Annotated in this window: 16 protein-coding genes; 13 read left to right on the top strand and 3 right to left on the bottom strand. The window is 75.6% G+C overall.

Annotated elements, in window-relative coordinates; translation table 11 throughout:
- Positions 1-14: 14 nt before the first annotated feature.
- The 6 genes from BLS70_RS16145 to tsaE are packed head-to-tail and all read left to right on the top strand — an operon-like array spanning position 15 to position 5268.
- Complete coding sequence (locus tag BLS70_RS16145; protein ID WP_091770083.1) at positions 15-404, top strand: holo-ACP synthase; 390 nt, start codon at positions 15-17, stop codon at positions 402-404.
- Positions 401-1885 (top strand): NAD(P)H-hydrate dehydratase, encoded by a 1485-nt coding sequence (locus BLS70_RS16140; protein WP_176946451.1) that lies wholly within the window; start codon positions 401-403, stop codon positions 1883-1885. The genes BLS70_RS16145 and BLS70_RS16140 overlap by 4 nt, the downstream gene beginning before the upstream one ends.
- Positions 1882-3027 carry an alanine racemase gene (gene alr, locus BLS70_RS16135; RefSeq protein WP_091770081.1) on the top strand — a complete coding sequence of 382 codons (1146 nt, stop codon included), beginning with the start codon at positions 1882-1884 and terminating at the stop codon, positions 3025-3027. The genes BLS70_RS16140 and alr overlap by 4 nt, the downstream gene beginning before the upstream one ends.
- A complete protein-coding gene (locus BLS70_RS16130) occupies positions 3027-4187 on the top strand; it encodes an alpha/beta fold hydrolase (protein ID WP_091770079.1) in 1161 nt (386 codons plus the stop codon). The genes alr and BLS70_RS16130 overlap by 1 nt, the downstream gene beginning before the upstream one ends.
- A 2-nt stretch (positions 4188-4189) precedes the next feature.
- A complete protein-coding gene (locus BLS70_RS16125) occupies positions 4190-4825 on the top strand; it encodes a uracil-DNA glycosylase (protein ID WP_091770077.1) in 636 nt (211 codons plus the stop codon).
- Positions 4822-5268, top strand: coding sequence for a tRNA (adenosine(37)-N6)-threonylcarbamoyltransferase complex ATPase subunit type 1 TsaE (gene tsaE / locus BLS70_RS16120; RefSeq protein WP_091770075.1), 447 nt, complete (start codon positions 4822-4824; stop codon positions 5266-5268). The genes BLS70_RS16125 and tsaE overlap by 4 nt, the downstream gene beginning before the upstream one ends.
- Positions 5269-5275: 7 nt before the next feature.
- Here the strand turns inward: tsaE and BLS70_RS16115 are convergent, their stop codons facing one another.
- A complete protein-coding gene (locus BLS70_RS16115; protein WP_091770073.1) occupies positions 5276-5686 on the bottom strand; it encodes a GtrA family protein in 411 nt (136 codons plus the stop codon).
- Between the two features lie 139 nt (positions 5687-5825).
- Here BLS70_RS16115 and BLS70_RS20880 point away from each other — a divergent pair, with 139 nt between their 5' ends.
- The 5 genes from BLS70_RS20880 to BLS70_RS16095 are packed head-to-tail and all read left to right on the top strand — an operon-like array spanning position 5826 to position 8655.
- A complete protein-coding gene (locus tag BLS70_RS20880; RefSeq protein ID WP_176946450.1) occupies positions 5826-5987 on the top strand; it encodes a hypothetical protein in 162 nt (53 codons plus the stop codon).
- A 44-nt stretch (positions 5988-6031) separates the two neighbouring features.
- On the top strand, positions 6032-6664 hold the full coding sequence (tsaB, locus tag BLS70_RS16110; protein WP_091770071.1) for a tRNA (adenosine(37)-N6)-threonylcarbamoyltransferase complex dimerization subunit type 1 TsaB: 633 nt from the start codon (positions 6032-6034) through the stop codon (positions 6662-6664).
- Entirely contained in the window at positions 6661-7104 is a 444-nt protein-coding gene (gene rimI / locus BLS70_RS16105; protein ID WP_255362522.1) for a ribosomal protein S18-alanine N-acetyltransferase, read from the top strand. The genes tsaB and rimI overlap by 4 nt, the downstream gene beginning before the upstream one ends.
- Positions 7101-8135 carry a tRNA (adenosine(37)-N6)-threonylcarbamoyltransferase complex transferase subunit TsaD gene (tsaD, locus tag BLS70_RS16100; protein WP_091770069.1) on the top strand — a complete coding sequence of 345 codons (1035 nt, stop codon included), beginning with the start codon at positions 7101-7103 and terminating at the stop codon, positions 8133-8135. Before rimI ends, tsaD begins: the two co-directional genes overlap by 4 nt.
- A gap of 16 nt (positions 8136-8151) precedes the next feature.
- Positions 8152-8655, top strand: a complete 504-nt coding sequence (locus tag BLS70_RS16095) for a GNAT family N-acetyltransferase (protein WP_218122459.1) — start codon at positions 8152-8154, stop codon at positions 8653-8655.
- Between the two features lie 49 nt (positions 8656-8704).
- Here the strand turns inward: BLS70_RS16095 and BLS70_RS16090 are convergent, their stop codons facing one another.
- Together BLS70_RS16090 and BLS70_RS16085 are read right to left on the bottom strand one after the other, a co-directional pair.
- Entirely contained in the window at positions 8705-9076 is a 372-nt protein-coding gene (locus tag BLS70_RS16090; protein ID WP_091770359.1) for a hypothetical protein, read from the bottom strand.
- A gap of 26 nt (positions 9077-9102) precedes the next feature.
- Positions 9103-10338, bottom strand: coding sequence for a THUMP-like domain-containing protein (locus tag BLS70_RS16085; protein ID WP_255362521.1), 1236 nt, complete (start codon positions 10336-10338; stop codon positions 9103-9105).
- A 212-nt stretch (positions 10339-10550) separates the two neighbouring features.
- Between BLS70_RS16085 and groES the strand changes: the two genes are divergently transcribed.
- Positions 10551-10859, top strand: coding sequence for a co-chaperone GroES (gene groES, locus BLS70_RS16080; protein ID WP_014377938.1), 309 nt, complete (start codon positions 10551-10553; stop codon positions 10857-10859).
- 110 nt (positions 10860-10969) lie between these two features.
- Complete coding sequence (groL, locus tag BLS70_RS16075; RefSeq protein ID WP_091770067.1) at positions 10970-12613, top strand: chaperonin GroEL; 1644 nt, start codon at positions 10970-10972, stop codon at positions 12611-12613.
- Positions 12614-12735 lie beyond the last annotated feature (122 nt).

Raw genomic sequence — 12735 nt, 5'->3', positions numbered from 1 at the left:
GGCAGACTGACCCGGTGATCATCGGGATCGGGATCGACGTCGTGCCGGTCGAGCGGTTCGCGGCGTCGCTCGTCCGCACGCCGGGTCTGCGCGACCGGTTGTTCACCTCCGCCGAGCAGCACACGCCCTCGGGCGCGCCTCGCACCGCCGAGTCCCTGGCCGCGCGGTTCGCCGCCAAGGAGGCGCTGGCCAAGGCGCTCGGCGCCCCCGGCGACCTGCGGTGGCACGACGCGGAGGTCATCGTCGGCGACCGCGGCCGGCCGCACCTGGAGGTGCGGGGGAGCGTCGCCGGCCGCGCCGCCCAGCTCGGGGTGAGCGGCTGGCACGTCTCGCTCAGCCACGACGGCGGCATCGCCTCGGCGGTGGTCGTGGCCGAGGGCGTGGTCCGCGGGGACGCCGAGTGATCGGGCTGTTCACCGCCGAGGAGGTCCGGGCGGCCGAGGAGCCGCTGCTGGCCGCGACGCCCGAGGGGGCGCTCATGCAGCGCGCCGCGGCCGGTCTGGCCGCGGTGTGCGGCCGGCTGCTCGGCCCCGTCTACGGCCGGCGCGTCGCGCTGCTGGTGGGCAGTGGCAACAACGGAGGCGACGCGCTGTTCGCCGGGGCGCGGCTGGCCGGACGCGGCGCCCGCGTCACCGCCGTCCTGCTGACCCCTGACCGGGCGCACGGGGCGGGTCTCACGGCACTGCGCCGGTCCGGCGGTCGCGTCGTGCCGGCACGGAACCCCGGAGCGGAGGCGGTCGTCGCGCGGGCCGACCTCGTGCTGGACGGGATGCTGGGCATCGGCGGTCGCGGCGGGCTGCGCCAGGACGCGGCCGTGCTCGCCCGTGCGGCGGCAGCAGGAGCGGGCATCACCGTCGCCGTCGACGTCCCCAGCGGCATCGACGCCTCCACCGGCGAGGTGGACGGCGTCGCGTTCCCCGCCATGCACACGGTCACCTTCGGCGCGGTGAAGCGCGGGCTGGTCGTGGGGGAGGGGCGCGGTCACGCCGGGCAGGTGCACCTGGTGGACCTCGGGCTGGACCCGCACCTGCCCACCCCGACCGCCTGGCAGCTCACCGACGCCGACGTCGCCGCCCGCCTGGAGCCGCCGTCCGCCGGGGACGACAAGTACTCGCAGGGTGTCGTCGGCGTCCTCGCCGGATCGGCGGCCTACCCGGGTGCCGGGGTGCTGTGCGCCGGCGCCGCGCTGCGCACCCGTCCGGGGCTGGTCCGCTACGCCGGCGGCGCGGCCGACGGCGTGCGGGCGGCCTGGCCGGAGGCGATCGTGACCGAGGGCGGACCGGGGGGCGCCGGCCGCGTGCAGGCGTGGGTCGTCGGGCCGGGTGCGGGGACCGACGACGCCGCGCGCACCGTGCTGGCCGAGGTGCTCGCCACCGACGTCCCGGTCCTGGTCGACGCCGACGCCCTGACGCTGCTGGCCCGGGAGCCCGACCTGGTGCGACGGCGCAGCGCACCGACGGTCCTCACCCCGCACGACCGCGAGTTCGCCCGCTTCGGGACGGAGGTCGGCACCGACCGGATCGGCGCGGCCCGTCGGCTGGCCGCCGACCTGGGCGCCGTCGTCCTGCTCAAGGGCGACGCCACCGTCGTGGCCGACCCGGACGGGACGACGTTCGTCAACGGCACCGGGACGGCGGACCTGGCCACCGCGGGCACCGGCGACGTCCTCAGCGGGATCGCCGGGGCGGTCCTGGCCACCTCCGCCGCCACCGGCCTGCCGGCGGTCGAGGCGGCCGCGGTCGCCGCCCACCTGCACGGCCGCACCGGGCAGCTCGCGGCGCAGCGGGGACCCCTGGTCGCCGGCGATCTCGTCCGGCGGCTCCCCGAGGCCGTCGGCCGTGTCCGCGGGGTCGGGCCGGCCGTCCTGGGAGACTCACCGGCGTGACGACAACACCCGGAGCCGGCCGCGCCGAGGTGGTCGTCGATCTCGACGCGATCGCCGCGAACACCGCCGTTCTGCGCGAGCGGGTCGGCCGCCCGCTCATGGCCGTGGTCAAGGCCGACGGCTACGGCCACGGCCTGGTGCCCGCCGCCCGCGCCGTCCTCGCCGGCGGGGCGGACGCCCTCGGCGTCGCCGTCGTCGACGAGGCGCTCGCCCTGCGCGCGGCCGGCGTCACAGCGCCGGTCCTCGCCTGGCTGAACGGCCCGGGAGCCGACGTCGGCGCGGCGCTGGCCGCCGACGTCGAGCTGTCGGTCAACGCCGGCTGGGGGCTGGACGAGGTGGTCGCCGCCGCGCGCGCCGCGGGCCGGACCGCCCGCGTGCACCTGGCCGCCGACACCGGGCTCTCCCGCGAGGGCGCCACCCCGGACGTCTGGCCCGACCTGGTCGCCGCCGCGGCGCGCGCCCAGGGAGACGGCGACGTCGCCGTGGTGGGGCTGTGGAGCCACCTGGCCTACGCGGACGCGCCCACCCACCCGACGATCGGCGCCCAGGTGCGGGCTTTCGAGGAGGCCGTCGCCGTCGCCCGGGACGCGGGGCTGACCGACGCCCGGCGGCACCTGGCCAACTCGGCGGCGACGATCGCGCTGCCGGAGACCTGGTTCGACATGGTGCGCCCCGGCATCGCCCTGTACGGGCTGGACCCGCTGGGCGGCGACCCCCGCCAGTACGGCCTGCGCCCCGCGATGACGGTGCGGGCCCAGGTGGCGCACACCAAGCGGGTGCCGGCCGGTGCCGGCGTCTCCTACGGCCACACCTACGCCACGGATCGGGAGACGACGCTGGCCCTCGTGCCGGTCGGCTACGCCGATGGCATCCCGCGCGCGGTGGGCAACCGGGCGCCGGTGTGGGCCGCGGGCGCGCAGCGGCGGATCGCCGGCCGCGTGTGCATGGACCAATTCGTTCTCGACCTCGGGGACGACGCCGTCGCCGCGGGCGACGACGTGGTGCTGTGGGGCCCGGGCGAGGACGGCGAGCCGACGGCGCAGCAGTGGGCCGACGCCGCGGACACGATCCACTACGAGCTGGTCACCCGCGTCGGTGGCCGGTTCACCCGCCGCTACGTCGGCACGGCCGGTTCGGTCTGATGGCCCGCGCACCGCAGCTCCCGCACCCCAGCGCGCACACCGTCGGCGTCGTCGGCGCCCTGGTCGGCCTGGCCGCCGCCGGGACGGCCGCCGGGGTGGCACTCACCCGCATCGCCCGGCGCCGGCTGGACGTCGGCGGCCTCCGTCCGGCCGACCTGGCCGCCGTGCCCGACGCCGAGCTGCGCGCCAACGACCCGCTCGGCGCGGAGGCGCGGCGTGCCGACCGCACGGCCGTGGTGCGGGCCGACGACGGAGTGCTGCTCAACGTGGAGGAGGTCGGACCGCCGGACGCGCCCCTGACCGTCGTCTTCGTGCACGGTTACACCCTGTCGATGGGCTCGTGGGCCTTCCAGCGCCGCACGCTGGGAGCGCAGCTGGCGACCGCCAACGGGCACCGGCCCGCCGCCCGGCTGGTCTTCTACGACCAGCGCGGGCACGGTGGCTCGGGGCGCGGGCCCAGCGAGCACTCGACCATCGAGCAGCTGGCGTGCGACCTGGCAGCGGTGCTGGAGGCCCGGGTGCCGCGCGGCCCGATCGTGCTCGTGGGCCACTCCATGGGCGGGATGACCGTCATGGGGCTGGCCGCGGAGCGGCCCGAGCTGTTCGGCACCCGGGTGGTCGGGGCGGCCCTGCTCTCGACCTCGAGCGGCAACCTGGCGGACCTCACGTTCGGTCTCCCCGAGTTCCTGACGCGGGTGCGGGCGGCGGTGCTGCCGATCGCGGCCTGGACGATGCGCCGCCGGCCGGCCATCGCCGAGGGCACCCGGCGCGCGGCCGCGGACCTCATCTCGGTCGTCACCCGCTCGCTGTCGTTCGCCTCGCCCGACGTCGATCCGGCGCTGGTCCACTACGTCGACGCCATGATCGCGGGGACGCCGGTCGACGTGATCGCGGAGTTCTACCCGGCGCTGGCGGGGCTGGACGAGACGGGGGCGCTGGAACCGCTGCGCCGCGTGCCGACGCTGGTGCTCACCGGCGACGCCGACCGGATGATCCCCAAGGAGCACAGCGAGCTGATCGTGGAGCGGCTCCCGGACGCCGAGTTCGTCGTCGTTCCGGAGGCGGGGCACATGGTCCTGCTGGAGAAGCCGGACGTGGTCGACGAGGCGCTCACCGGGCTGCTGCGCCGGGTCGCGGCCGCCCAGCCGGCGGTGCGCTGACGATGGCTCCGCGACCGCCGCGGCTGGACGCGACCGCCGGGGAGGTGGCGCGGACCGCGGCTGCTGCCCCCGGCTGGGACGAGTTGGCCGCCGTGGCCCGCGACTGCGTCGCCTGCCCCGAGCTGGCGTCCACCCGACAGCACGTCGTGGTCGGCGACGTGCCGGCGTCGGGACGTCCGCGACTGGTCCTGGTCGGCGAGGCGCCGGGCGCCACCGAGGACGAGACCGGCCGGCCGTTCGTCGGGAAGTCCGGCCAGCTGCTGGACCAGCTGCTGGCCGAGGCGGGACTGGACCGCGCGCAGGCGGCGGTCCTCAACATCGTGAAGTGCCGCCCGCCCGGCAACCGGACGCCGAAGGCCCCGGAGGTGGCGCGGTGCAGCGGGTGGCTGCACCGTCAGCTCGAGCTCCTCGACGCACCCGTCGTGGTCGCGCTGGGGCTCTCGTCCGCGAAGTGGTTCCTCGGGCCCCGCACCGTGCTCGCCGCCGTCCGCGGCCGCCCGCACGAGGTGGACGGGCGGGCCGTCTGGGCCACCTACCACCCGTCGGCCGCGATCCGGTTCGGGCCGAAGGGCGCCCCCCGGGCCGGGCTGCTGGCCGACCTCACCGCCGTCGCCGGCTCGCTGGGAGGAACCGCGTGAAGGCCGAGCACCTGCTCCCCACCGTCGAGGACACCGAGCAGCTGGGTGCGGCGCTCGCCGACGTCGTCGTCCCCGGTGACCTGGTGATCCTGGTCGGGCCGCTGGGCGCCGGGAAGACCGCGCTGACCCGGGGCCTGGGCCGCGGGCTGGGCGTGAGCGAGCCGGTCACCTCGCCCACCTTCGTCATCGCCCGCGTGCACACCGGGGGACGGCTGCCGCTGGTGCACGTGGACGCCTACCGCCTGGGCGGTGCGGCCGACGTCGACGACCTGGACCTCGACGTCACCGTGGCGGACTCGGTGACCGTCGTCGAGTGGGGGCAGGGGCTGGTCGAGCAGCTGACCGACGAGCACCTCGAGGTGCGGTTGGACCGCCGCGACGACGACGTCCGCACCGCCCTGCTCGTGCCGCACGGCCCCGGCTGGGAGCGGCGCGTCGGCTGAACCGGGCTCAGTTGCGGAAGACGACCAGCCGCAGCATCACGAAGTTCCAGGCGGTGCCCAGCCCCTGCGAGATCGCCCAGGCCAGCGTGATCCGCCACGAGGACTCCGGCAGCACGGCGAGGGCGAGCGCGTTGACGCCCAGGATCAGGAAGAACGTCGTCCCGTAGAGCAGCGCGAAGCCGCCTGCCCGTCTCGCGCCGCCCTCCACCTGGAAGGCCCACCGCCGGTTGAGCGCGTACGCGGTGGTGGTGCCGGCGACGAAGCTCAGCGCCCGCGCGACGTAGGTGGACAGTCCCAGGTGCAGGCCGAGCGAGTACACCGACAGGTCGACGATCGCGCTGAAGCCGCCGACGATCGCGAAGCGCACGAGCTGGCCCAGCAGCCCGGAGCGGGCCGCTGCGGCGTCGTCCTGGACCACGTCGACGTCCTCCCGGTGAGCCGCACCGGAACGCGTCCCGGCTCCGGCTGGGTGCCGGTCCCGGGCATTCTCTCCTGCCCGGTCCCCGGCCGGTGACGGCGCCCGGATGACGCCGGACGGCACCGGGTAGGGCGGCGCCGTGGCAGCCACCCAGGACGGTCCCGAGCTCCATCCGGTCACCCGCGAACTGGCCGAAGGGCCCGACTACACGGTCATCAGCACGCTGCTGCCCGACGGGAACATCGAGTCCGAGCGGATCATCGTCCGGATCGAGGCGGAGCGGCAGACCATCCTGGAGTAGCGGGCGGACCGGGGTCGCCGGCGCGCGCACTACCCTCGCCTCTCGTGCTCGTCCTCGCGCTCGACACCGCCACCCCGACCCTCGTCGCAGGTGTGGCCCGGTGGACGCCGGAGGGCACCGCGGTGCTGGCCGAGCGGGCCGTGCCGTCGGGCACGAAGCACGCAGAGCTCCTCACCCCGGCGATCCGGGCGGCGCTCGACGACGCCGGGGTGGCGCTGGCCGATCTCGGGGCGCTGGTCACCGGACTGGGTCCCGGCCCGTTCACCGGGCTGCGGGTCGGCATCGTGACCGCGGCGGCGCTGGCCGACGCCCGGGGGCTCCCCGTGATCGGCGTCTGCTCGCTGGACGCCGTCGGCGCGGGTGCCCGCACGGTGGTCACCGACGCCCGCCGCAAGGAGGTCTACTGGGCCGTCTACGACGCCGCCGGTGCCCGCGTCGACGGGCCGGGCGTGGTGCGCCCGGACGAGCTCGGCCGGCCCGGGCCCTTCGTCGGCGACCCGGCGTTCGCCGAGCGGCTCGGCGCCGCGGTCGAGCGCGCCGAGGTGACGACGGCGGGGCTGCTGCGTGCCGCGGCTCCCCAGCTCGCGGACCCGTCGTCCGCGGCGCCGCTGGTGCCGCTGTACCTGCGCCGCCCCGACGCCGTGCCGCCGACCGCCATCAAGACGGTCACGCAGTGATCGAGCTGCGGCCGATGCGGCCGGCCGACCTCGCCGCGGTCATGGAGCTCGAGGAGGAGCTCTTCGCGCCCGACACGTGGACCGCGGCGATGTACCGCGAGGAGCTGGCGCTGACCGACACCCGGCACTACCTGGTCGCCGAGGACGGCGGCACGGTGGTCGGGTACGCCGGCCTGATCGCCTACGACGACGAGGCGCACGTCGCCACCATCGGCGTCACCGGTTCCCGGCAGGGCGAGGGCACCGGAGCCCTGCTCCTGGACGCGCTGCTCGCCGAGGCCGACCGCCGCAGCCCGGTGGTGCTGCTGGAGGTGCGGGCGGACAACGAGCACGCGCAGGAGCTCTACCGCCGCCGCGGCTTCACCGAGATCGGCCGCCGCCGCGGCTACTACCAACCGAGTGGCACCGACGCCGTCGTGATGAGGAGGACAAAGCCGTGAGCGAGCCGCTGGTGCTCGGGTTCGAGACCTCCTGCGACGAGACGGGGGTCGGGATCGTGCGCGGGCACACCTTGCTGGCCGATGCCCTGGCGACCTCCATGGCCGAGCACGAGCGGTTCGGGGGGGTGGTGCCCGAGATCGCCTCGCGGGCGCACCTGGAGGCGATGGTGCCGACGGTGCACCGCGCCCTCGCCGACGCCGGTATCGCCGCCTCCGACATCGATGCGGTCGCGGTCACCAGCGGGCCGGGGCTGACCGGTGCGCTGCTCGTCGGCGTCGCGGCGGCGAAGGCCTACGCGCTGGCGCTGGACAAGCCGCTCTACGGCGTCAACCACCTCGCCGCGCACGTCGCCGTCGACGAGCTGCAGCACGGGCCGCTCGCCGAGCCGTCGATCGCGATGCTGGTCTCCGGCGGGCACAGCTCGCTGCTGCTCGTGCCGGACCTCGCCCAGGACGTGCAGCCGCTCGGGCGCACGATCGACGACGCCGCGGGGGAGGCCTTCGACAAGGTCGCCCGCGTGCTGGGCATGCCCTTCCCCGGTGGCCCGCCGATCGACAAGGCGGCGCGGGACGGCGACCCGTCGGCGATCGCGTTCCCCCGCGGGCTGACCGGACCCCGCGACGCCCCGTACGACTTCTCCTTCTCCGGGCTGAAGACCGCCGTCGCCCGGTGGGTGGAGGCCCGGGAGCGCGCCGGTGAGCCGGTGCCGCTGGCGGACGTCGCCGCGTCCTTCCAGGAGGCGGTGGCCGACGTGCTCACCGCCAAGGCCGTGCGGGCCTGCCGCGACCACGGCGTCGACCACCTCGTGCTCGGCGGGGGGGTGGCGGCCAACTCGAGGCTGCGTGCGTTGGCCGAGGAGCGCTGCGAGAAGGCCGGCATCGTGCTGCGGGTCCCGAGCCCCAAGCTGTGCACCGACAACGGTGCGATGGTCGCGGCGCTCGGCTCGCGCCTGGTCGCGGCGGGCGTGGCGCCGTCGGCACCCGATCTCGGGGCCGACAGCGCCCTGCCCGTCGACGTCGTCAGCCGCTGACGTGCCTCTGCCGCCGGTGATCCGTCCGCTCGCGCCGGACGAGCTCGCGACGGCGCAGGGGATCGAGCGCGCCGCGGGGCGGGTCTTCGCCGACGTGGGGATGCCGGAGATCGCCGCCGACGACCCGCTGCCGGCCGCCGAGCTCGACCGGTACCGGCGGGCCGGCCTCGCCTGGGTGGCGGTCGACGGGGACGACGGGCCGGTCGGCTACCTCCTCGCCGAGCCGGTGGACGGGGCGCTGCACGTCGAGCAGGTCTCGGTGCACCCCCGGGCCGCACGCCGGGGAGTGGGGCGGGCGCTGCTCGAGCACGCCGCCACGCACGCCGCGGCGGCCGGCCGCACGGCGCTGACCCTGACCACCTTCGCGGACGTGCCCTGGAACGCGCCCTACTACCGCCGATGCGGGTTCCGCGTGCTGGAGGAGCGCGAGTGGACGCCCGGGCTGCGGGCGATCCGCGAGCGGGAGGCGGCGCACGGCCTGGACCGGTGGCCCCGGGTCTGCATGCGCCGGGATCTGTAGCGGGCCGCCGGCTGCTGAGGAGGCGTTCCGTGGCAGGGCGCGGGGACGGTCACCGCAGGGCGAGCACCACGCAGATGGAGGCCAGGACCAGGGCGACCGGCGTCATGACCAGGCGCTCCGGCCGGCTGCGCGAGACGGCGTTCATGACCACGCCGATCGCGAGGTACGCCGTCAGCACCCAGATGCCGACGTCGGCCACGCCGGCGGCGAGGACCTCGACGGCTCCGGCGGACTGCAGCAGGAGCAGGGCGAAGAACGCGTAGAGGGCGATCGACACGCCGCTGCCGATGCGCAGTCGCGCGGGCAGGACGTCGTGCCGGCCGCCCCACGCGAATCGCCCCAGGGGTGCCCCGGAGGCGAGCAGTGCCTGGAAGACGGCCAGGCAGCCGAGGAGGACCACGCCCAGCACCGCGACGACCATGATCACGCACGCACGCTAGCGGCCCGTCAGCCGCTGACGTCGCAGACGAGCACCGTGGGCGCGCCGGCCACGCGGGTGACGACGACGGTCGCGGTCCCGCCGGCGTCGGTGCGCAGCTGCCGGGCGAGCGCCTCGGGCTCGATGGGGGAACCGCGCTTCTTGACCACGACCCGGCCCACCCCGCGCGTCCGCAGCAGCGCCCGGAGCTTCTTGAGGTTGAACGGCAGCACCTCGTCGACCCGGTAGGAGCTGACCCACGGGGACTCCGCGGCCGTGCCGGAGGTCAGGTAGGCGATCGTGTCGTCGACCAGGGTCGCGCCGAGGTCGGCGGCCACCATCGACATCAGCCCCGACCGGATCAGCGCCGGGTCCGGCTCGTGCAGCCACCCGCGGACGGGGCCGACGGGCGCGTGCCCGGGGTCGGCGTCCGCCGTCAGCTCGTGGACGGCGCCGTCGCGCACGAGCGTCGCCCGCCGCCAGGTGGCCGACACCGCCGGGCCCCAGAGCAGTGCCTCGACGATCGAGCCACCGGCCGAGACCCACTCCGCCTCGATGCCCGCGGGCACCCGGTCGTGGTCGAGCCCGGGGGCCACCTTGACCACCGACGTCGGCACCTTCTCCAGCAGCGCGGCGACTGTCGACCAGGGGGGCGACCAGCGGTCCGGGTCGAGCTGCCGGCGCCCGCCGGCCCGCCGGGCGGGGTCGAGGACGGCGGCCGAGCAGCCGGCCACCTCGCCACCACGGGCCGCGGCGACCAGCTCCACCGCGTCGCCGGCCACCACCCAGACGTCGTCGGCGAGGCCGAGCGCCTCGACGTTGGCGGCGGTCAGCTCGCGGGCGACCGGATCGAGGTCCACGGCCAGCACGCGCGCACCCGCCCGGGCGAGCGCGATCGTGTCCGTACCCGCCGCGCAGCCGAGGTCGGCCACCGAGTCGGCGCCGCCGGCCAGCAGCCGGCCCGCGCGACGGGCGGCCAGCTCGGGTCGGCCGGCCTGCTCGAGGGCGTCGGAGGTGAACAGCATCCGGTCGGCGTCCGGGCCGAACGCCGGCCGCGCCTTCTGCCGCTGGCGGGCGATGCCCCACGCCGGCCCGGCCAGGTCGGCGCCGACCTCCGCCCGCAGCCGGGTCAGCCCGGCGACCGGATCGGCCCCGGCGTCCAGCAGGGCTCCCGCCCTGGTCAGCGCCGCGGCGCCCTCCGGCGTGGCCAGGGCGCGCAGCTGGCGCACCGTCTCGGCGGCCTGCACGTCGGTGTCCGGATCCACCGGCACAGCGTGGCGCACGTGTCGATCCGCCCGGCGCTCACCCACCACGGGGACCGGGTTGAGCGGCTGGCACTCTCGTGGGTAGAGTGCCAACCGACACGGGCTGGCGCCCGACCCCCGCGACGGCGGGTGCCCGGATCCCGTGCCACAGCATCAGCACCACCAGCAGTACCTGCCACCTGCCGTCCTACCACCGAAGGGGGCGTCACCTCGTGACGACCGCTACCAAGGTCAGCATCAAGCCGCTGGAGGACCGTGTGGTGGTCCAGGCCAACGAGGCCGAGACCACCACCGCCTCCGGTCTGGTCATCCCGGACACCGCCAAGGAGAAGCCCCAGGAGGGCACCGTCGTCGCCGTCGGCCCCGGCCGCATCGACGACAACGGCAACCGCGTCCCGCTCGACGTGAACGTGGGCGACGTGGTCATCTACTCGAAGTACGGCGGCACCGAGGTCAAGTACGCCGGCGAGGAGTACCTCGTGCTCTCCGCCCGCGACCTGCTCGCCGTCGTGGAGAAGTGACCGCAGGTCACTAGCTCCACCACGCATTTCTCCGACCGCCCCGGCGACCCGTACACCGGGTCCCGGGGCGGTCGCCTTTTGCCTTGCACGAATTGATCGGAAGAGGGCGCATGGCCAAGATCATCAAGTTCAACGAGGACGCCCGTCGCTCGCTCGAGCGCGGCGTCGACAAGCTCGCCGACGCGGTCCGCGTGACCATCGGCCCGCGTGGCCGCAACGTCGTCATCGACAAGAAGTTCGGCGCGCCCACGATCACCAACGACGGCGTGACGATCGCGCGCGAGATCGACCTCGAGGACCCCTACGAGAACCTCGGCGCGCAGCTGGCGAAGAACGTCGCCACCAAGACCAACGACGTCGCCGGTGACGGCACCACCACCGCCACCGTGCTCGCCCAGGCGCTGGTCCACGAGGGCATGCGCAACGTCGCCGCCGGGGCCAACCCGATGGCACTGGGCCGCGGCATGCGCGCCGCCCTCGACGCGGTGCACGCCGCCCTCGACGCCGCCGCCATCCCGGTCGAGGACCGCGCCGCGATCGCCGGCGTCGCCACCATCTCCGCCCAGGACGCCACCGTCGGCGACCTGATCGGCGAGGCCATGGAGCGAGTCGGCAAGGACGGCGTCATCACCGTCGAGGAGAGCAACACCCTCGAGACCGACCTGGACGTCACCGAGGGCGTGCAGTTCGACAAGGGCTACCTCTCGCCGTACTTCGTCACCGACCAGGAGGCCATGGAGGCCGTCCTGGACGACGCCCTCGTGCTGCTGGTCAGCGGCAAGATCGGCGCACTGGCCACCCTGCTCCCGCTCCTGGAGAAGGTGCTCGGCTCCGGCGCCCGGCCGCTGCTCATCGTCGCCGAGGACGTCGAGGGCGAGGCGCTGTCCACGCTCGTCGTGAACTCGATCCGCAAGACCATCAAGGTCGTCGCGGTGAAGTCGCCCTACTTCGGCGACCGCCGCACGGCGTTCATGACCGACCTCGCGATCGTCACCGGCGGTCAGGTCGTCAGCGAGGACGTCGGCCTGTCGCTGGAGTCGGTCGGCCTGGAGGTGCTCGGCACCGCCCGCCGGGTGACCGTCACCAAGGACGCCACCACGATCGTCGACGGCGGCGGCGCCTCCGACACGATCGCCGACCGCGTCGCCCAGATCCGGCGCGACATCGAGAACACCGACTCCGACTGGGACCGCGAGAAGCTCCAGGAGCGCCTCGCGAAGCTGGCCGGCGGCATCGGTGTCATCCGCGTCGGTGCGGCCACCGAGGTGGAGCTCAAGGAGCGCAAGCACCGCATCGAGGACGCCATCGCGGCCACCCGCGCGGCGGTCGAGGAGGGGGTCATCCCCGGCGGCGGCTCGGCGCTGGTGCACGCGGCGGAGGCCGTCGACGCCCTCGACCTCCAGGGCGACGAGCTGACCGGCGCCCGCGCCGTCCGGACCGCCCTGGACGCCCCCGCGGTGCAGATCGCGGAGAACGCCGGCTTCGAGGGCCGCGTCGTCGTCAGCAAGACCCGCGAGGCCGGCAAGGGCCAGGGCTTCAACGCCGCGACGGGGGAGTACGGCGACCTGCTCGCGCAGGGCGTCATCGACCCGGTCAAGGTCACCAAGGCCGCGCTGGAGAACGCGATCTCGATCGCGGCGATGATCCTGACCACCGATTCCGCGGTCGTCGAGGCCCCGGAGGAGGAGGACGAGCACGCCGGCGGGCACCACACCCACGGCCACTCGCACGGCGGCCACGGCCACAGCCACTGAAAGAGGACCCCGTTCCCCTCACGCCTCGCACGCTCGGCGTGAGCCTCTGAACGGGGCCGGGATGAACTGAGAGGGCCCGGTCCAGATTTCTGGACCGGGCCCTCTCGGCGTTCGTGGTGGGG

Source organism: Blastococcus aurantiacus (assembly GCF_900102425.1).
Taxonomy (GTDB): domain Bacteria; phylum Actinomycetota; class Actinomycetes; order Mycobacteriales; family Geodermatophilaceae; genus Blastococcus; species Blastococcus aurantiacus.
Note: the sequence above shows the minus strand (reverse complement) of the source record. Positions and strands in the feature narration are given on the sequence as shown.